The organism is Vibrio sp. 1-1(7) (assembly GCF_013048485.1).
In the GTDB taxonomy this organism is placed as follows: Bacteria; Pseudomonadota; Gammaproteobacteria; order Enterobacterales; family Vibrionaceae; genus Vibrio; species Vibrio fujianensis.
The window spans coordinates 15,683-35,153 of sequence record NZ_VHSP01000007.1 but is presented as its reverse complement, the minus strand read 5'-3'; the positions used below and the strand labels follow the sequence as shown (position 1 = coordinate 35,153).

At 44.1% G+C, this 19,471-nt stretch carries 22 protein-coding genes; 13 read left to right on the top strand and 9 right to left on the bottom strand.

What is annotated here, in order from left to right; genetic code table 11:
* The first annotated feature begins 330 nt into the window (after positions 1 to 330).
* Positions 331 to 879: a gamma carbonic anhydrase family protein gene (locus FKN05_RS15755; protein WP_099610103.1), complete on the top strand. Its 549-nt coding sequence runs from the start codon at positions 331 to 333 to the stop codon at positions 877 to 879.
* Here the strand turns inward: FKN05_RS15755 and FKN05_RS15750 are convergent.
* The 4 genes from FKN05_RS15750 to tsaC are packed head-to-tail and all read right to left on the bottom strand — an operon-like array spanning position 872 to position 3,523.
* Positions 872 to 1,138 carry a DUF1488 family protein gene (locus FKN05_RS15750; protein ID WP_099610102.1) on the bottom strand — a complete coding sequence of 89 codons (267 nt, stop codon included), beginning with the start codon at positions 1,136 to 1,138 and terminating at the stop codon, positions 872 to 874. The two genes, FKN05_RS15755 and FKN05_RS15750, sit on opposite strands and share 8 nt — an antisense overlap.
* The gene (gene aroE / locus FKN05_RS15745; protein WP_099610101.1) at positions 1,135 to 1,971 is read right to left on the bottom strand and encodes a shikimate dehydrogenase; all 837 of its coding nucleotides are present in this window, start codon (positions 1,969 to 1,971) and stop codon (positions 1,135 to 1,137) included. Before aroE ends, FKN05_RS15750 begins: the two co-directional genes overlap by 4 nt.
* A 58-nt stretch (positions 1,972 to 2,029) precedes the next feature.
* On the bottom strand, positions 2,030 to 2,944 hold the full coding sequence (gene hemF / locus FKN05_RS15740) for an oxygen-dependent coproporphyrinogen oxidase (RefSeq protein ID WP_099610100.1): 915 nt from the start codon (positions 2,942 to 2,944) through the stop codon (positions 2,030 to 2,032).
* A 21-nt stretch (positions 2,945 to 2,965) separates the two neighbouring features.
* Positions 2,966 to 3,523 (bottom strand): L-threonylcarbamoyladenylate synthase type 1 TsaC, encoded by a 558-nt coding sequence (tsaC, locus tag FKN05_RS15735; protein ID WP_161426948.1) that lies wholly within the window; start codon positions 3,521 to 3,523, stop codon positions 2,966 to 2,968.
* A gap of 195 nt (positions 3,524 to 3,718) precedes the next feature.
* Here tsaC and purE point away from each other — a divergent pair, with 195 nt between their 5' ends.
* Both purE and FKN05_RS15725 read left to right on the top strand, forming a co-directional pair.
* Complete coding sequence (purE, locus tag FKN05_RS15730) at positions 3,719 to 4,204, top strand: 5-(carboxyamino)imidazole ribonucleotide mutase (protein ID WP_099610099.1); 486 nt, start codon at positions 3,719 to 3,721, stop codon at positions 4,202 to 4,204.
* Positions 4,205 to 4,207: 3 nt separating this feature from the next.
* Positions 4,208 to 5,335, top strand: a complete 1,128-nt coding sequence (locus tag FKN05_RS15725) for a 5-(carboxyamino)imidazole ribonucleotide synthase (protein WP_099610098.1) — start codon at positions 4,208 to 4,210, stop codon at positions 5,333 to 5,335.
* A gap of 45 nt (positions 5,336 to 5,380) precedes the next feature.
* Here the strand turns inward: FKN05_RS15725 and FKN05_RS15720 are convergent, their stop codons facing one another.
* The 4 genes from FKN05_RS15720 to FKN05_RS15705 are packed head-to-tail and all read right to left on the bottom strand — an operon-like array spanning position 5,381 to position 8,678.
* A complete protein-coding gene (locus FKN05_RS15720) occupies positions 5,381 to 5,950 on the bottom strand; it encodes a DNA topoisomerase family protein (RefSeq protein ID WP_099610097.1) in 570 nt (189 codons plus the stop codon).
* A 5-nt stretch (positions 5,951 to 5,955) separates the two neighbouring features.
* Entirely contained in the window at positions 5,956 to 6,429 is a 474-nt protein-coding gene (locus FKN05_RS15715; RefSeq protein WP_099610096.1) for a DUF494 family protein, read from the bottom strand.
* A complete protein-coding gene (gene dprA, locus FKN05_RS15710) occupies positions 6,426 to 7,550 on the bottom strand; it encodes a DNA-processing protein DprA (protein WP_170887932.1) in 1,125 nt (374 codons plus the stop codon). The genes FKN05_RS15715 and dprA overlap by 4 nt, the downstream gene beginning before the upstream one ends.
* An 18-nt stretch (positions 7,551 to 7,568) precedes the next feature.
* A complete protein-coding gene (locus tag FKN05_RS15705) occupies positions 7,569 to 8,678 on the bottom strand; it encodes a LysM peptidoglycan-binding domain-containing protein (protein WP_170887931.1) in 1,110 nt (369 codons plus the stop codon).
* A 139-nt stretch (positions 8,679 to 8,817) separates the two neighbouring features.
* Here FKN05_RS15705 and def point away from each other — a divergent pair, with 139 nt between their 5' ends.
* The 5 genes from def to FKN05_RS15680 all read left to right on the top strand — a co-directional run bounded on the left by def (position 8,818) and on the right by FKN05_RS15680 (position 14,541).
* Positions 8,818 to 9,330 carry a peptide deformylase gene (def, locus tag FKN05_RS15700; RefSeq protein WP_212752310.1) on the top strand — a complete coding sequence of 171 codons (513 nt, stop codon included), beginning with the start codon at positions 8,818 to 8,820 and terminating at the stop codon, positions 9,328 to 9,330.
* Between the two features lie 24 nt (positions 9,331 to 9,354).
* Complete coding sequence (fmt, locus tag FKN05_RS15695; RefSeq protein ID WP_099610092.1) at positions 9,355 to 10,302, top strand: methionyl-tRNA formyltransferase; 948 nt, start codon at positions 9,355 to 9,357, stop codon at positions 10,300 to 10,302.
* A gap of 64 nt (positions 10,303 to 10,366) precedes the next feature.
* The gene (rsmB, locus tag FKN05_RS15690; RefSeq protein WP_170887929.1) at positions 10,367 to 11,647 is read left to right on the top strand and encodes a 16S rRNA (cytosine(967)-C(5))-methyltransferase RsmB; all 1,281 of its coding nucleotides are present in this window, start codon (positions 10,367 to 10,369) and stop codon (positions 11,645 to 11,647) included.
* 44 nt (positions 11,648 to 11,691) lie between these two features.
* The gene (gene trkA, locus FKN05_RS15685) at positions 11,692 to 13,083 is read left to right on the top strand and encodes a Trk system potassium transporter TrkA (protein ID WP_346656361.1); all 1,392 of its coding nucleotides are present in this window, start codon (positions 11,692 to 11,694) and stop codon (positions 13,081 to 13,083) included.
* Between the two features lie 12 nt (positions 13,084 to 13,095).
* On the top strand, positions 13,096 to 14,541 hold the full coding sequence (locus tag FKN05_RS15680; RefSeq protein WP_099610089.1) for a TrkH family potassium uptake protein: 1,446 nt from the start codon (positions 13,096 to 13,098) through the stop codon (positions 14,539 to 14,541).
* A gap of 3 nt (positions 14,542 to 14,544) precedes the next feature.
* Here the strand turns inward: FKN05_RS15680 and trhA are convergent, their stop codons facing one another.
* Positions 14,545 to 15,189 (bottom strand): PAQR family membrane homeostasis protein TrhA, encoded by a 645-nt coding sequence (trhA, locus tag FKN05_RS15675; RefSeq protein WP_161426954.1) that lies wholly within the window; start codon positions 15,187 to 15,189, stop codon positions 14,545 to 14,547.
* Positions 15,190 to 15,563: 374 nt separating this feature from the next.
* Here trhA and FKN05_RS15670 point away from each other — a divergent pair, with 374 nt between their 5' ends.
* The 5 genes from FKN05_RS15670 (at position 15,564) to FKN05_RS15650 (ending at position 19,466) form a co-directional block, all read left to right on the top strand.
* The gene (locus FKN05_RS15670) at positions 15,564 to 15,728 is read left to right on the top strand and encodes a hypothetical protein (RefSeq protein ID WP_099610088.1); all 165 of its coding nucleotides are present in this window, start codon (positions 15,564 to 15,566) and stop codon (positions 15,726 to 15,728) included.
* A gap of 166 nt (positions 15,729 to 15,894) precedes the next feature.
* Positions 15,895 to 16,161, top strand: coding sequence for a YihD family protein (locus FKN05_RS15665; RefSeq protein WP_099610087.1), 267 nt, complete (start codon positions 15,895 to 15,897; stop codon positions 16,159 to 16,161).
* 244 nt (positions 16,162 to 16,405) lie between these two features.
* Positions 16,406 to 17,803: a cytochrome c oxidase accessory protein CcoG gene (gene ccoG, locus FKN05_RS15660; RefSeq protein WP_099610086.1), complete on the top strand. Its 1,398-nt coding sequence runs from the start codon at positions 16,406 to 16,408 to the stop codon at positions 17,801 to 17,803.
* Between the two features lie 48 nt (positions 17,804 to 17,851).
* Positions 17,852 to 18,838, top strand: a complete 987-nt coding sequence (locus FKN05_RS15655; RefSeq protein WP_099610104.1) for a serine/threonine protein kinase — start codon at positions 17,852 to 17,854, stop codon at positions 18,836 to 18,838.
* Positions 18,839 to 18,866: 28 nt separating this feature from the next.
* Positions 18,867 to 19,466 carry a thiol:disulfide interchange protein DsbA/DsbL gene (locus tag FKN05_RS15650; protein WP_161428008.1) on the top strand — a complete coding sequence of 200 codons (600 nt, stop codon included), beginning with the start codon at positions 18,867 to 18,869 and terminating at the stop codon, positions 19,464 to 19,466.
* Positions 19,467 to 19,471: the final 5 nt, after the last annotated feature.

The window sequence follows — 19,471 nt, the reverse complement described above, 5'->3', positions numbered from 1 at the left end:
ACAGATTGATTGGTTTAAATTGTTAAAGAGCGTTGCTTGGAAGGCTCATTGAGCTTCAAAGCGGAGGTGAATTCTAACGAGTTAATTTGAAGAGTCAAACACTTTTTCAAATTTTCTTTTTTAGAAGCTTTCCCTCGACTGGCACTGCCTGAAGCCTTGTGGCGTCTGCCGTGTCAGTGAGGCGGCATTATAGGGAGTTTGGTTAACTTAGCAAGTGCTTTTTATTGCTTTTTTTCGGCTGCGCATTTTTCGCCCAAAGCACATCTTTTATTACTTAATTCAGGTTACACTTATCTCAGAGTAAAAAAATGAAAACAGGTAGGAGAAATAATGAGCTCGATTCGTTGTTATAAAGGCACTTCCCCCCAAATAGCTTCTCGTGTTTATGTTGACCCCTCTAGCGTTCTCGTCGGCGATATCACGATCGGTGAAGATGCAAGTATTTGGCCATTAGTAACGGCTCGTGGCGATGTAAATCATATCTGTATTGGGAGCCGTACTAATATCCAAGATGGGAGCGTACTTCACGTCACTCACAAAAACAGCACTAATCCAAATGGCTATCCCTTAGTGATTGGTCGTGAGGTGACGATTGGGCATAAAGTTATGCTACATGGTTGTGTAATTCAAGATCGAGTATTAGTCGGAATGGGGTCTATTATATTAGATGGTGCGCTGATCAGCAGCGATGTCATGATTGGTGCTGGAAGTTTAGTCCCACCAGGTAAAGTCTTAGAGAGCGGCTATCTTTATATCGGCAGCCCAGTAAAAAAAATTCGCCTACTCACGGATCAAGAACGTGAATTTTTAATCAAATCTGCAGATAACTACGTACAAACTAAAAATGATTATCTCAATGACGTAGAAATGCTCAACTGATGACTTCTATAGTACCGTACTGATTAAACGCTTCTTCTTCAATTAAAGCTTCAGCAAGCTCTTCAAGATCAAAACGTACTGTATTGAATACCGCAAGAGCTTGTTCTGGGCTATCAATGGCTTGTCCAGTGTATTGAGCTAATTGCCGAATAGAGATCTGACAAACAATAAGCGCTCCCCCCTGTTGAGCGGGAAACTCTATAACTTGAAGCTCTGGATTCCAATCCTGCATATCTGGAAAAAGGATAGATTGATTCATATTTCTCCCACTAAATTTTTTCTCAGCTCTCGCAAAACCTGTCTTGTCCCTGGACGAAGTCCTCGCCAAAGCATAAAACTTTCGGCAGCTTGAGCCACCAACATACCTAAACCATCATAAGCATGAACCGCTCCATTCTCTAACCCCCATTGATTGAAAATGGTTAGTCCTTTCCCATACATCATGTCATAGGCCACGCTCGTTGGAGAAAAAATAATGGGGGAAAGATTGGGCAATTCTCCCGCTAAACTGGCCGAGGTAGAGTTGATGATGAGATCAAAGCTGTGGCTGATTTCGTGCATAGCTTGCGCATCAACAGAACCAAATGATGCAAAGTTTGCGGCTAACTGCTCAGCTTTATTGAATGTACGATTGGTAATGGTAATACGCAAGGGGTGTTGATCTAACAGCGGTTTGATTACTCCACGAGCAGCCCCTCCAGCCCCTATTAACAATATGTTAGTATTCTCAAGAATAACCTGATGCTGTAATAAATCTTGAACTAGCCCCTCTCCATCGGTATTGTCACCAATCACTTCACCATCATCGAGCTTTTTTAAGGTATTCACAGCGCCGGCAAGTTGAGCTCGCTCAGTCAACCGATCAGCAAAAAGATAAGCGTCTTCTTTGAAAGGAACGGTCACATTGCACCCTTTTCCACCCTGAGAAAAAAATTGCTCTGCGGCAGCTTGAAAACCATTAATCGGGGCCAGTTTGGCGGTATAACTCATCTTCTGGTTGGTTTGGCGAGCAAACAACGTATGAATAAAAGGAGACTTACTGTGCTCAATAGGGTTACCAAACACCGCATAGTGATCATGATGAAAATCCATATTCTCGCCCACTTCGCTAAATTATCTGTAAAGACCGTACCATTGAGCCTGTCTCATGTCACCATTCTTTCGGGACTAAAAACTCGCAAAGTTTTGCTTCTGCACTACCTTTTTCAGGGTGGTAGTTATATTGCCAGCGCGCTAATGGCGGCATCGACATCAAAATTGACTCAGTCCGACCACCACTCTGCAAACCAAACAGCGTTCCTCGATCAAAAACCAGGTTAAATTCAACATAACGACCACGTCGATAAAGTTGGAATTGTCGTTCTCGCTCGCCATATTGGGTCTGTTTACGTCGCTTAACAATCGGTAAGTAAGCTTGAGTATAACCCTCACCCACTGATTTGATGTAGTCAAAGCAGCGCTCAAATCCCCATTGATTTAAATCATCAAAAAAAAGCCCACCAACCCCTCGCGTTTCTGCTCGATGAGGAAGATAAAAATACTCATCACACCAAGCTTTATGCATCTTATAAACATCAGCACCAAATGGCTCACAAAGTGTTCTCGCTACCTGATGCCATTCCCGACAATCATCTTCAAATGGGTAATAAGGGGTAAGGTCAAAACCACCGCCGAACCACCATATCGGTACTTCTCCCTCTTTTTCTGCGATAAAAAAACGCACATTAGCATGAGAAGTAGGAACATAAGGATTATGTGGATGCATTACGATCGATACCCCCATCGCCTCAAATTGACGTCCGGCTAATTGAGGTCGGTGTGCGGTTGCTGAAGCGGGCATTTGCTGTCCCGTAACATGAGAAAAATTAACACCACCTTGCTCAAATACCAAGCCATCAGACATCACTCGCGTCCGACCACCGCCCCCTAACCGTTCCTCAGCCTCTCGATACCATTCATCTTCAATAAAAGTCGCTTTTCCATCTACCGCTTCTAATTGCTGACAAATCCTATCTTGGAGGCCAAGTAAAAAATTCTTTACCGCTTGCTTATCAATGGTCGACATTATTTATTCCTTTGCGCGAAACTATCCTTGCCGTAACACTTGCTGAGTTTTTGCATCTCGAATTTCACTTGGTTTATTTCGTCCGCCCGTTTCACCATGTAAAATAGCTATTAATTGAGCGCCGAATTGCTGCACCACTTCATCTGTCGTCATACAGGAAGGGTGACCGGAGAGATTCGCGCTAGTTGATGTGATGGGTTTCCCATAAGCAAGGCATAACTGTTGCACTAAAGGGTGATCCGTAACTCGAACCGCTATTGTGTCAAACCGACCACTCACCCACTTAGAGACTTGCGAACTGGCAGGCATAATCCAAGTCACAGGGCCAGGCCAAGTCGATTTCACCGTCAATAGCTGTTGATGCGTGAGTTGGTTTTCATCAATATATGGCAGAAGTTGCTCATAGGTCGCGGCAATTAAAATTAAGCCTTTATCGATCGAACGCTGCTTTAATTGTAATAGTTTCTCGATCGCTTGTGGGTTATCGGGATCGCAACCGACTCCAAACACGCCTTCCGTTGGGTAAGCAATAACGTCACCTGAGTGTAAGGCATGTAAAATCTGTTCAAAATTATCCAACGTCTATTCCTAAAAGTTTTGGGTATCTATCAGCGTCTAAGTTTACAAATTATTAAACCAAAGCGCTAAAGCAAATTAGTCATAAATAATGTCGATCCATCTCACTCGCAACGCAAACGTTTGCTTGCAAAAAAAACACCTCGTATAATGTGTTCTTGTTTACTCACCTAATTACCACGCTTAAAGGAATTTAAGATGAAAGTCGGCATTATCATGGGTTCAAAATCAGACTGGCCAACCATGCAACTGGCAGCAGAAATGCTTGATCAGTTTGGCATTTCTTATGAAACAAAAGTAGTCTCAGCCCATAGAACACCTCATTTGCTAGCAGATTATGCCTCCAGCGCTAAAGAGCGTGGGCTCAAGGTGATTATCGCTGGTGCAGGAGGGGCCGCTCACTTACCAGGGATGACGGCAGCCTTTACCGCGCTTCCGGTTTTGGGTGTGCCGATTCAATCACGTGCACTTTCAGGGTTAGATTCGCTCTATTCCATTGTCCAAATGCCTAAGGGAGTTGCAGTCGGCACACTGGCGATTGGTGACGCTGGAGCAGCCAATGCAGGCCTATTAGCAGCACAAATTATCGCCACTCACGATAATAGTGTGATGGAAAAGGTCGAAGCCTTCCGTGCAGCACAAACCCAGTCAATACTCGCTAATCCAAATCCAGCTGAGGAATAACTCATGCACGTATTGGTATTAGGCTCTGGGCAGTTAGCTCGAATGATGTCTCTTGCTGGAGCCCCACTGAATATTTCGCTTTCCGCTTTTGATGTTAACAATAACCATATTGTCCATCCATTAACTCAAACAATCACTGGCTACGGTTTATTACCAGCAATTGAACACGCAGATGTTATCACCGCTGAGTTTGAACATATCCCTCATGATGTACTGGCCATTTGTGAGCAAAGTGGTAAATTTTTACCCACCATTGAAGCGATTAAAGCGGGAGGCGATCGCCGCCTAGAGAAAGCCTTACTCGATCAATCTGGTGTACGAAACGCGCCCTATGCGATCATCGAGCACCGCCAAGATTTCGATGCTGCCATTAAACAAATTGGGTTACCAATGGTATTGAAAAGTGCCTTAGGTGGCTACGATGGTAAAGGCCAATGGCGTTTGAAAACTAGTGACGAGATCGAGCGTGTGTGGGCTGAAGTGGCGGAATGTTTAGCCTGCTCCGAACACCAAGCCGTTGTCGCCGAACAGTTTATTCCTTTTGATCGTGAAGTCTCTTTAGTTGGCGTTCGCGGACGAGATGGCGATATTGCGGTTTATCCTCTGGCTGAAAATATCCATGTCGACGGCGTGTTGAGCCTCTCCACCGCAATTAATGCCCCTCAATTACAAGCACAAGCCAAAGCAATGTTCCAAGCGGTTGCAGAAAACCTTGGCTATATCGGTGTGTTGGCCTTAGAGTTTTTTGATGTACAAGGCACATTACTGGTCAACGAAATTGCTCCCCGAGTGCATAACTCAGGCCATTGGACTCAGCAAGGTGCCGAAGTCTGTCAGTTTGAGAATCACTTGCGGGCGGTCTGTGGCTTACCCTTGGGGAGCACCAAACTGATTCGAGAAACCGCGATGATTAATATTTTGGGTGAAGATAGCCTACCGAATGAATTAATGGCGATAGAAGGCTGCCACATTCATTGGTATGGCAAAGAAAAGCGCGCTGGAAGAAAAATGGGGCATATCAATGTCAGCGCAGATTATACCGGTGAGCTAGATAGAAAGTTAACACAATTGACGGCGATACTCGATCCGGTTTGTTTCCCTGCACTACAGAAACGAACCGCCTCTCTGTAGCAGTATCACATTTACGACAACAGGCTAACGACACTTATTACGTCGTTAGCCATTTTGTATATGAGCGCACTTCTTATTTGCGCACTGGTATTTAACGCCATTTGCCAACTTTTTTTCCATTAATAATGGAAAACCACACCGCTCACAGACTCCATCAATCGGTGGTTGGTTGATCGCGTACTTACATTTAGGGAACGCATCACAAGCATAGAAGGTTTTACCAAAGCGAGATTTCCGCTCAACTAAATGCCCCTTATCACATTCCGGACAAGTGACCAACGGCTCTGATTTCTGACTCGGTTCATCGCTATCTAATGGCTCGATATGGTGACAGTCTGGGTAATGATTACAACCAATAAACATACCAAATCGCCCCTGCCTAAGCACCAGCTCATGCCCGCATTCAGGGCAAGGAACCCCTAACTCTTTAATAATATGACCATCATTTTGATGAAGGGGTTTTAAATAATCGCATTGTGGGTAATGACTGCAACCTAAAAAGGGGCCATGCTTAGCGCGGCGAAGCTGTAACGCTCCACCGCACAACGGACAAGGCTCATGGCTTAACGCCTGCTCATGGGCAGAAAATAAGTTAGGATCAATTTTGTTGCTCATGTCAATTAATGCAAAATACCTTGTTCTTTACTATACAAAAGCTCTTCCATCAGCGTGTAAGCATTCTCATTACCTGGTACATTAAACAACACCATCAGAATAATCCATTTTAGATCATCTAATTCAAACTCATTGGTTTCCAACCCCATGACCCGATCAATCACCATTTCACGAGTTTCAGATGTTAGCACTTGAATTTGTTCAAGAAAAAGTAAAAAGCCACGGGCTTCCAAATCAAGCCGTTCCATCTCTTGAGCCGTGTAGACTCGCATAGATGTGGCGGCACAGGTCGCCATGGCGGAATGTGCATCAGTTTGCTGCAATGCAGCCAGCTCTTCTAGCCAATGGAGGGCTTTATAAATCTCTTTCTGGTGAAATCCTGCTCGAAGTAATTCATCTTCAAGCTCGTCTTGATCCACTTGCAATTCAGCATCGCTATGGATATACGTCTCAAACAGATACATCAAAATATCCATCATAGCTTGCCTCTCCCCTTACGAATATAGCCACCGGAAACTGCAACAACTTGCCCTAAAAGTTCAAGCTCTAAAAGCTGCATCATGACTTCTTGAACAGGAATATGGGTCCGCTGAGCAAGAATATCAACTGGTGTCGCTTCTATTCCTACGTTAGCTAACAGCTCGGGAAATGGCAATTCTTCTTGGCCATTTGATGAAGAAAAAAGGTCGCCTTGAGGAAAAATAGGCGATTTCTGTGCCCAGTGAGTAAATGTGGTTATTTCAGCTAGGATATCGTCCACCGATTGAACAAGACAAGCCCCTTGTTGAATCAAACGATTGCTCCCCTGACAATTAGCGATATGTATCGGCCCTGGCACAACAAAAACTTCTCGCCCCTGCTCCAGCGCATAGCGAGCGGTAATTAAAGAACCACTTTTTTCAGCCGCTTCAACAACCAAAACACCGAGCGCTAAGCCACTAATGATACGATTACGTCGTGGAAAATGCTCTGCTCTGGGTTTAGTGCCGGGACGAAACTCGGACACTAATGCACCACTGGCCTTTATGCGTTCAGCTAAAGAGCGATGCCTAGCTGGATAGATGCATTCAAGTCCTGACCCTAAAACCGCAATAGTCGTTCCTGAGGCTTGCAGAGCTCCATCATGAGCATAACCATCAATACCCAGGGCTAACCCACTAGTGATCGTTAAATCATGCGCAACCAATTGTGCAGCAAAACGTTGTGCAATATTTCGGCTATCAATGGTGGCATTACGGCTACCAACTATCGCAATTTGTGGTTGAGCGAGCATTGAGCATTGCCCCTCCACAAACAAAACTTTTGGTGGAGAAGCAACCTCTCGTAGTAACGGAGGATAATTCTGATCATCATATAAGGTGATAATATGTCGCTCTGGATCTTTTACCTGCCACTCTAAACAAGCATCCACTTCTCGCTGAGCATGATGAATCAAGTACTCCACTTGCTCTGGTTTTAGTCCTAAAGCCAACCATTGTTGAGATGAATAACCTAGCATATTAGCCAGAGCATCTAAGCTCAACAGCCGAGCCATCATTTTCTGTGTGAGCTTAGGTGTAAAACTTAAGGCAAGCCATGCACAGAGATCTTGCTGTTGCATCAATGTCGTCAAATTAAGCTACTGCGTGGCAGCCATTGATGAAGAGGGCTCGGCATCACTCATCGGTGGTAAAGCCAATACGGATTGGTCAATCGGTTCTTCACTATTGGTCACCAAAGCTAAACTAAATGCATCGTAAGGACGAATCACCATTAATGCACCAACTTTGCGTTGTGGAAGATTAATCTGCTCTCCTCGATTCGACTTGTAGCTATATCCTTCTTTATCTTGATAAACCGTTGCGCCCACTTGATAAAGTTCAAACATACTGCCTTGAACCAATCCATCCCCCTTACCATGATCAATCACAACGACCTGATTTTTTGCTGCATACTGGCTTCCTTCCAGCGTTCCTAAAATGGTCGCTTGAATTCCCTGTGGTGCTGGGCGCGGAAAAAAGGAGGTGGATAAATTAAGTTGATTTAACCCAACTTCAGTTAAAGCAAGATCATTGACCATAATTTCTTGCGCGACCTGATGAACAGCAAGCGCTGTTAATTTTTCTTCACTTGCCACTCGTTCAGCGGTGGCGAGCAAACGTAGCGCGACCATTTTTTTATCACCACGAACAAACTCGGTCATTGGACGATAAATTCCCCATTGGGCATGACTAGACTCACCGGAGATGTACACCGTATCTTGCTTTGTCAAATATTGACGACCATCATTAGATCCTAATACTCGTGCACTTTGTACAATTTCCGCTTCGTCGATTAAACGATCCGATAATAAATAAGGCAGCAGTAACCCTTCTTCTACCGTCGGTAACGACTGCTTTTCCATTAAACGGACTTGCGGGCTTAGTTTAACCATGGGCTTCAAACTTAACACAGGCTGCCCATCACGCCAGAGTAGTGTTAATTTATCTCCCGGATAAATAAGGTGGGGATTATCTATCTCTGGATTGACTTGCCAAAGCCTTGGCCATAACCAAGGACTATCTAAATATAATGCCGATATATCCCATAAGGTATCACCTTTCTCCACTGTATATGTTTTTGGTGCATCAGCTTTCACCGCCAAAGCCGTCGGCTCATTAGCTAAGACGGAAAAATGAGAGAAGAGCGCGATAAACAATATACTGAAGATAAATACTTTCAGACGATAATAACGAATAAATACACTCATGACCTTGCTTCCTTGGCCGGTAAATAACAGAAGGTTTACTATAAATTGTGTTCGATGCTGTCATTTAGGCCATAAAATGTCTAGAATTGAGCCAACAAGCGTTAAGCTGTTTCGGCACAGTTCAATATTTCGAGTGTATATGTCTGTATTACAAGTATTAACATTTCCAGATGATCGTCTTCGCACCGTTGCTAAGCCGGTCGAAAAAGTCACGCCTGAAATCCAAAAAATCGTTGATGACATGTTAGACACCATGTATGACGAAGAGGGCATTGGTTTAGCCGCCACACAAGTGGACATTCATCAACGTATTGTGGTGATTGATATTTCAGAAAATCGTAATCAACCTATGGTACTGATCAATCCACAAATTCTAGAAAAACGTGGAGAGGATGGCATCGAAGAAGGCTGCTTATCCGTGCCTGGTGCACGAGCTTTAGTGCCTCGTGCTGCTGAGGTGACGGTCAAAGCCCTTAATCGCGATGGTCAAGAGTACACCTTTGAGGCTGATGATTTGCTGGCAATTTGTGTACAACATGAACTTGACCACTTAGAAGGTAAACTCTTCGTGGATTATTTATCGCCACTAAAGCGAAAACGTATCAAAGAGAAGTTGGAAAAAATTAAACGTTTCAACGAGAAAAATAAATAAATCGCATAGAATAGAGAGGTTACCTTGAGCCAATCATTACGTATTGTCTTTGCAGGTACTCCGGATTTCGCCGCCCGTCACTTGGCGGCGTTATTGTCTTCGGAGCACGAAGTAATTGCCGTCTACACAAAACCTGATCGCCCTGCCGGACGCGGGAAAAAGCTCACCGCCAGCCCAGTGAAACAGATGGCGCTTGAGCACACCATTCCTGTGTACCAGCCTGAGAATTTCAAAAGCGATCAAGCCAAACAAACCTTAGCCGATCTTAATGCTGATGTGATGGTGGTGGTGGCTTACGGTTTGTTATTACCGAAAGCGGTACTCGATATCCCTAAATGGGGTTGTATTAATGTCCATGGCTCAATTTTACCTCGCTGGCGAGGTGCCGCACCAATTGAGCGCTCGATTTGGGCCGGTGACAGTGAAACGGGCGTCACCATTATGCAGATGGACGTGGGTCTTGATACCGGTGATATGCTGAGTATTGTTCGCTTGCCAATAGAAGCCAGCGACACCAGTGCCTCAATGTATGACAAATTGGCGGAGCTTGGCCCACAGGCCTTGGTGGCTTGCCTTGATAAGTTAGCTTTAGGCCAACTTAGCCCAGAAAAGCAAGATGATGCTTTGGCAAATTACGCCCAGAAGCTGAGTAAAGAAGAAGCGAAAATCGATTGGACACAAGAGGCGGCCTTTATTGAACGCTGCGTGCGAGCCTTTAACCCTTGGCCGATCAGCCATTTTGATGTCGCTGATAACACGGTTAAAGTGTGGCAAAGCCGTGTCGATGAGCGCGAGTCTACTCATCCACCCGGTACGATTATTCAAGCGGATAAATCGGGTATTTATGTGGCGACCGGTCGTGGTGTGTTAGTGCTAGAGCAGATCCAACTACCCGGTAAAAAAGCCATGCCCGTGCAAGATATTCTTAATGCTCGTGCTAGTTGGTTTGCGGTCGGTACGCAACTTAGTTAAATATTAACACCTTGACGAGGGCAGAGATGCCCTCACTACTTTTGTTTTCAATTCGGTATTACTCATGAATGTTCGCGCAGCGGCAGCTAATGTGTTGTTTCAAGTGGTTGATAAAGGCCACTCTCTTTCGCACGCTCTTCCAGCGGCACAAAAAACCATTCGTCCCAGAGACTATGCACTTTTACAAGAAATTTGCTATGGCGCATTACGCTATTTACCACGCTTAGAATCGATCGCCAATGAGCTGATGGATAACCCATTAAAAGGTAAAAAACGGGTGTTTCACCACCTCATTTTGGTGGGTATTTACCAACTCAGTTTTATGCGCATTCCTTCGCATGCAGCGGTGGCAGAAACAGTGGAAGGCACCAAAACCTTGCGAGGCCCAAACTTAAGTGGCCTGATTAACGCTGTACTGCGCAACTATTTGCGAGATCAGGAAGCGTTAGATGTCATTGCCGTTAGTCATCACGCGGGTAAATATGGTCACCCAAGTTGGTTGCTCAAGCGATTACAAGAAGCCTACCCACAGCAATGGGAACAGATTATTGAAGCCAATAATCATAAAGCCCCCATGTGGCTACGAGTTAACCGTCAATATCACACCAGAGATGAATACCTTACACTGCTAAACAATGAAAACATTCAATGCAGCGCACACCCACAAGCTGCTGATGCTATAAAATTAGCCTCTCCTTGCGATGTCAGCTTATTGCCCGGCTTTGATAAAGGGTGGGTATCAGTGCAAGATGCCGCCGCGCAACTGGCGGTTGACTACTTACAGCCTCAAGACGGTGAATTGATCTTAGATTGCTGCGCGGCACCAGGAGGCAAAACCGCACACATTTTAGAACATACTCAAGAGACTGAAGTGGTGGCAATCGATAGCGATCCTAAGCGTCTTGAACGAGTTTATGACAATCTAGAGCGGCTACAATTGCGTGCCGATGTTATTTGTGGTGACGCTCGCTATCCCGAAGAATGGTGGCAAGGAGAGCAGTTTGATCGTATTTTGCTCGATGCTCCTTGCTCAGCAACGGGGGTCATTCGTCGTCATCCTGATATTAAATGGCTACGTCGTGATAACGATATTGAGGCATTGGCTCAATTACAAAGCGAAATACTAGACGCCATGTGGAAACAATTAAAGGTCGGAGGCACTATGGTTTACGCCACCTGCTCGATTGCGCCACAAGAAAACAGCGAGCAGATTAAAGCGTTTTTAGCGCGAACTAGTCATGCTCTCTTAGTGGGTTCTGACATCAACCAGCCAGGACGACAAATATTACCTGGCGAAGAAGATATGGACGGTTTTTACTATGCCGTTCTCCATAAGCAAGCATGATAGGGTTAACATGATCAACCAGAATTTCGGTTAATCAGTGAACAATAAGAGTACAAGGTATGAAAATTATCATTCTTGGTGCCGGACAAGTTGGGGGCACTCTCGCTGAGAATTTAGTCGGTGAAAACAACGATATTACGGTCGTAGACAAAAATTCAGATCGGCTGCGTGAGTTACAAGATAAATACGACTTACGAGTCGTCAATGGTCATGCAAGCCATCCTAATGTACTAAGGGAAGCGGGAGCACAAGATGCCGATATGTTGGTTGCGGTAACCAATACCGATGAGACCAATATGGCAGCGTGCCAAGTAGCCTTTACTCTATTTAACACGCCCAACCGAGTGGCTCGTATTCGCTCTCCAGAATATTTACAAGAAAAAGAGACTTTATTTCAATCGGGCGCAGTTCCCGTTGATCACCTAATCGCACCAGAAGAGTTGGTCACTAGCTATATTGAACGTTTAGTACAATACCCTGGTGCGTTGCAAGTGGTGAGTTTTGCACAAGAAAAAGTCAGTTTAGTCGCGGTCAAAGCATATTATGGTGGGCCTTTGGTCGGTAATGCGTTATCTGCCCTACGTGAACACATGCCGCATATTGATACGCGTGTTGCCGCTATTTTCCGCCAAGGGCGGCCTATTCGCCCGCAAGGCACCACCATTATTGAGGCTGATGATGAGGTGTTCTTTGTCGCTGCAAGTAATCATATTCGCTCAGTCATGAGCGAACTGCAACGGTTAGAAAAGCCCTATCGCCGCATCATGATTGTCGGCGGTGGAAATATTGGTGCAAGTCTAGCGAAACGCCTAGAGCATACCTACAGTGTCAAGCTTATTGAACGGGATTACCAACGAGCGGAACAACTTTCCGAAGAACTAGAAAACACCATTGTTTTTTGTGGTGATGCGGCCGATCAAGAGCTGCTTTCTGAGGAAAATATCGATCAAGTCGATGTGTTCATTGCTCTCACCAATGAAGATGAAACCAATATTATGTCTGCGATGCTCGCCAAACGGATGGGAGCGAAAAAAGTGATGGTTCTCATTCAGCGCAGCGCCTATGTTGACCTAGTCCAAGGCGGAGTGATTGATGTTGCAATCTCTCCCCAGCAAGCAACCATTTCTGCACTGTTAACTCACGTTCGTCGTGCCGATATCGTCAATGTTTCTTCTCTCCGTCGCGGGGCAGCAGAAGCGATTGAAGCCATTGCCCATGGCGATGAAACCACATCTAAAGTTGTTGGACGAACCGTGGGTGAAATCAAATTGCCGCCAGGAGCAACCATTGGCGCAATCGTACGTGGTGAAGAAGTCTTGATCGCTCATGATCGAACCATTATTGAACAAGACGATCATGTCGTGATGTTCTTAGTTGATAAAAAATACGTGCCTGACGTGGAAAGTTTATTCCAACCAAGCCCATTTTTCTTATAGGTAACTGGCGTTATGCTGAATATACGCCCAATATTATTTGTCATTGGGCTAGTGCTTTCTAAACTAGCTCTGTTTATGTATGTGCCCACTTTAGTGGCCTTTGTCAGTGGCACTGAGGGGTTCATCGAATTCGCTCAAGCCGTTATTATCACGCACTTAGTGGCTTTTTTCTGTTTAACGCTGGGAAGAACAGCAACGTTTCGTCTTAACGTACGAGACATGTTCCTCATCACCAGCTTAGTCTGGACCATCGCCAGTGCTTTTGCGGCGCTACCTTTTGTATTTATAAACCACATCAGCTTTACCGATGCTTATTTTGAAACCATGTCGGGTATTACCACCACAGGTTCAACCGTCTTGAGTGGATTAGATAACATGGCACCAAGCATTTTACTCTGGCGCTCTATTTTACAATGGTTAGGTGGTGTCGGATTTATTGTCATGGCAGTAGCCGTATTGCCCATGTTGAATGTGGGGGGGATGAAACTCTTCCAAACCGAGTCGTCCGACTGGTCTGATAAAAGCAGCCCACGAGCGAAGACGGTTGCAAAAAATATTGTCGCAGTTTATCTCAGTTTAACGGGTCTGTGCATCATGGGTTATATGCTCACGGGCATGGATCTTTTTGACGCTATTAACCACGCTTTTACAACCCTTTCAACCGGTGGTTATTCGACTTCTGATGGCTCGATGAACCATTTTTCGAACGGATCTCATTGGATAGCCACTCTGTTTATGTTTTTAGGTGGATTACCTTTTCTACTCTTTGTCTCGGCGCTACGAAAACGTCGCATTCAAGAGTTGTTAACCGATGCACAAGTGAAAGGTTTTTTCTTACTTTTCATGCTCACCAGTTTAGTCGTTGCCGCATGGCTCACGCTTCATAATGGTTATCCAGTACTCGATGCCTTGCGTGTCTCGATGTTCAATATCGTCTCGGTTATTACTACAACTGGATTTGGCTTAGACGACTTTACCACTTGGGGAGCGCTTCCTACCACGTTATTTGCTTTCTTAATGGTGTCGGGAGCCTGCTCTGGCTCAACCTCTGGTGGGATTAAAGTGTTCCGTTTTCAAATTGGCTTTGCTCTACTCAATAAGCAAATGATGAAACTAATTCACCCCTCTGGTGTATTTGTGCAACGTTACAATCAACGTCCAGTCAATGAAGATATCGTTCGCTCGGTGATCGCTTTTGGGCTGACGTTTTTTATCACTATTATTGCGATTGCCGGTTCTCTCTCGGCGATGGGGCTTGATCCCATCACCAGTATTTCGGGTGCGATTACCGCAGTCGCAAACGTCGGACCAGGGATCGGCAGTGTGATTGGGCCATCCGGTAATTTTGCTCCCTTGCCCGACGCCGCTAAGTGGATACTTAGCTTAGGGATGTTAATGGGTCGGCTCGAAATTTTGACTATTTTGGTGCTGTTTTTCCCCGCTTTCTGGCGGCGTTAGCAATCAAATCGGTTCGACGTACCAATAAATAGCTAAGAAATGGCAGACGCATCCCGCTAACACAAAAATATGCCAAATCGCATGATTGTAAGGGATGCGTTTCGCAACGTAAAAAATAGCACCCAACGAATAAACAAGCCCACCTACAACTAATAAGGTGACACCACCAATATCAAGATGAAGAATAAGTTGATAGATCACCACTAGCGATAACCATCCCATGACCAAGTAACTGAGTAGTGAGAATTTCTTAAATCGCGTCATAAAAGCAATCTTTGTGATAATTCCCAACAAAGCAATAGACCAAATCACAATCATTAAGCTAATGGCTAACGGAGTGCGTAATCCCACCAATAAAAAGGGTGTATAGCTACCAGCAATCAATAAATAAATCGCACAGTGATCAAATACTTTTAGCTTATATTTGATTTGCTGTTGAGCGATCGCATGATAAAGCGTAGACGCCAAAAATAAGAGAATAATGCTACCGCCATACACACCCATACTCGCAATAGTGAGAAGATCTGCACGATGCTCAACCGCCTTTACTAATAGCAACACCAAACCGACGATTCCCAACAACAACCCAACTCCGTGGCTGATAGCGTTAGCCACTTCTTCCTTCATGTGATATCGATTAATTAACATAATAGCGACCATATAAAATCATCTTAATAATCCTCAGTATCACACAATAGGCTTACACTTGTAAGCTGAAAAATGTAAATAATGGTTAGGTAAAAAATCTATAAAAGCGAGCACCGAGTCGATTTTGAGCAACGTCATTCCCCTTTGACATATTTCCTTCACTTATTTAACAAAAATGTTGTTTAACTATCGATCAATGAAGCTGTTAATGCTAGGCTATTTATGATATGCGAGCATATCATTATTCCTGAATAGCTATTTGGATTGGCATTGCCAGAATGAGCGACTCTTCTCCGCCAATTGCGGGCAGGACAACTCATAGTTATTTAGGTGGTAACATCGGCAATGGATGTGCCTGACCGTTAGGTAAATGAATGCGCCCAACAACTGTCAGGTTTTCGCACACAAACCGTAGTGCAATGCGCCGTCGTAGTGGTTTTACTACTGCTCTGATTGCAAAAAAAATCGCGACCACCACTCTTGTGGAAAAAAATGCGTTTATCGCATCACCCGAAACAAAAGTGGTTAAAGCCGCTTAAGTTAAAAAGCGCAGTTTAAACTGCGCTTTTTTCTTCGTCTCGCCCCTGAAATCAAGCCATAGCATCTAGGCTCTGTTGACCTTGTCAAATAAAATGAGAAGGTTTGGTATTCTCGATCCAATTTGCTATCTTTAGCAAAAATCATGACAAGAATAGGGAGAAAGTGATGCAATGCCATCGAATTGAAGAGTTACTTGAGCTATTAGAGCCTGAGTGGCAGAAAGCATCTGAACTTAGTTTGGTTCAATTTATCTGCCAATTAGCTCAAGAGGCTGGATATAAAGGAGCATTAGAATCACTTACTGATGATGTCTTAATCTACCACCTTAAAATGCGCAACAGCAGTAAAGATGACGTCATCCCTGGTATTAAAAAAGATTACGAAGATGATTTCAAAAGCGCTATTTTGCGAGCGAGAGGCATCATTAAGTAATCCAACTTACTTCTATCATTTAAGGCAGCCTATGGCTGCTTTTTTTACAACCTGATTTCGTTCAATCATTCTTATTCAACACCCAAAAGCACTTTTATTGTTAAATCTTGATTGCGATAAAGAAACAAAAAGGTTATCGGCGCTATAATCCTGCGCATTATTTTCATAGAATGACCAATAAAGTCACCACGATAAAGAGTGTAACCATAAGAAGTTATACCATAATGACGAAAAAGGAAGCGTTATGAGTCAAGAGAAAATTGACGTCAAAGAGATCGTCCCCAAAAACGACCCAAGGGATCGCTTTAACCCAAGCCATCGTATTTATGTCCGGGAAAGTAAAGGAACCTATCAACAATTACGTCGCTATAGTGGTTGGTTTCTATTACTACTCTTTGCGCTTATTCCATGGATTTCTTATGGTGAACGGCAAGCTATTCTGCTTGATATTGGTCATCAACAGTTTAATTTCTTTGGTACCACCCTTTATCCACAAGATCTGACGCTACTTGCTCTCTTATTTATGATCGCCGCTTTTGGATTGTTTTTTCTAACTACCTTTTTGGGTCGAGTCTGGTGTGGCTACCTCTGCCCACAAACCGTGTGGACTTTTATGTATATTTGGTTTGAAGAAAAACTCGAAGGCAGTGCCAATAAACGCCGTAAACAAGACTCAAACAGACTCACCGTGCATTTAGTCTTACGTAAAAGCGTCAAACATATCGCTTGGTTTGCGATCGCTCTTGCGACTGGGTTTACCTTTGTTGGCTATTTTGTTCCTATCCGAGAGCTCGTGGTTGACTTTTTCACTTTGGAAGCTTCATTCTGGGCCCTCTTTTGGGTCTGGTTTTTTGCTCTCTGTACTTATGGTAATGCCGGCTGGATGCGATCCATTATGTGCGTCCATATGTGTCCATACGCTCGCTTTCAGTCCGCTATGTTTGATAAAGATACTTTTATTGTGGGTTATAATCCCAAACGGGGGGAGCAGCGAGGCCCACGCGCTCGCAAGTCAGATCCCAAAGCGTTGGGACTTGGTGACTGCATTGATTGTGATCTATGTGTACAGGTTTGTCCAACCGGAATTGATATCCGTAATGGTTTACAATACGAATGTATCAACTGCGGGGCTTGCGTGGATGCCTGTGATATGACCATGGAAAAAATGGGCTATGAAAAAGGCTTGATCAGCTATACCACAGAACACCGTTTAGCCGGAAAAACAACCAAGATACTACGGCCTAAACTGTTAGGCTATGGCGGGGTACTACTCCTCATGCTTGGATTGTTTTTTGTTCAAGTGGCCCATGTCGATCCGGCAGGTTTAACGGTCATTCGCGATCGAAATCAACTGTTTAGAATCAATAGTAACCATGAAATAGAAAATACTTACACTTTAAAAGTGATCAATAAAACCCAGCAAGCTCAAACGTATCACCTGCAAGTGAATGGTCTAACGAAGGTTTCTTGGTATGGTCGGCAGAAAATTAACGTAAAGCCCGGCGAAGTCGTCAATGTTCCTCTTAGTTTGGGGGTCGATGCTGATAATCTTCCCTCAACGGTCAACACAATTCGGTTTATACTCAGCGACAGTCAATCTTTTTCTACCGAGGTAGAGAGTCGGTTTATAAAGCCACTTTAAACTCGGGACACTATGGCAAAGGGCTTAGCAATAAGCCCTTTTAAAATTATGACTCAAGCGACCTTTCACTTTGATGCTCTGACCCCTGATTTAATCTGGTATGCACTGGAAAGTATCGGTATCCGTGCTGAATCTGGCTTTTTGGCACTCAATAGCTATGAAAACCGTGTCTATCAATTTAGTGATGAGCAACACCGCCGGTTTGTCGTAAAATTCTACCGGCCACAACGTTGGAATAAAGAACAAATCCAAGAAGAACATAATTTTGCATTAGAGCTTGAGGAAGCTGAAATTCCACTGGCTCCTCCTTTGATCATCAATGGAGTAAGTCTACATGATTATCAAGGTTACTATTTTGCCTTATTTAATAGTATGGGTGGGCGTCAGTTTGAAGTCGATAACGAGCAACAACTAGAGTGGGTAGGACGCTTTCTTGGTCGTATTCACAAAGTCGGGGCAATCGAACCTTTTACCCACCGTCCAACCCTGAGTTTAGAAGAATACCTTTATCAACCGAGAAAGGTACTCGAGCACGCTTCTTTTATTCCTACGCACTTAGAAAATGCATTTTTTAACGATCTCAATCTGCTGATTTCGTCGATTGAACAATGCTGGCAACCTACCGATAACATAATTCGATTACATGGTGATTGCCATCCGGGTAATATTTTATGGCGAGATGGCCCAATGTTTGTTGACCTAGACGATGCTCGTAATGGCCCAGCCATTCAAGATCTCTGGATGTTACTCAATGGTGATCGACAAGAGAAACGGATCCAGTTAGATATTTTGCTTGAAGGGTATCAAGAGTTTTGCGACTTTAACCCAAATCAATTGAAACTAATTGAGCCACTACGTGGTCTACGCATGGTGCATTATATGGCTTGGTTGGCAAAACGTTGGAATGATCCTGCGTTTCCCCTCGCTTTTCCTTGGTTTAATGACCCCAAATATTGGGAAGGTCAAGTTTTGGCCTTTAAAGAGCAGCTTGCCGTATTACAAGAGCCAGCACTATCACTAACGCCTAATTGGTAAATCACTTCAAAAGACTGATGGAGTAAATATGAAAAAGTTGTTTGCACTAGTTGCAACCCTAATGTTAAGCCTTTCTGTACAGGCGGCTCAATTTAAAGAAGGTGTTCACTATAAAGTGCTTAACCTACCCCACTCAAGCCAACCGAGTGTAACCGAATACTTCTCTTTCTATTGTCCTCACTGCTACTCTTTTGAGCCTGTCATCAAACAGTTAAAAGCCCAACTACCTAAAGACGTAACGCTGCAAAAAAATCACGTTTCCTTTATGGGCGGGAAAATGGGCCTATCCATGAGTAAAGCATATGCCACTATGCTAGCGCTCAATATCGAAGAAAAAATGCTACCGGTGATGTTCAACCGTATTCACGGACTGCGTCAAGCACCTAAAAACGATCAAGAATTACGTCAAATTTTTATCGATGAAGGGGTTGATGGGGCAAAGTTTGACGCTGCTTTTAACGGATTTGCTGCCGACTCCATGGTTCGCCGCTTTGATAAACAGTTTAAAGACAGCGGATTAACTGGTGTTCCAGCGGTTATCGTCAATAACCGTTACTTGGTGCAAGCACAAGGAATCAAAACAATGGATGACTATTTTGAGCTTATCAACTATCTGTTAAGTAAATAATCTAT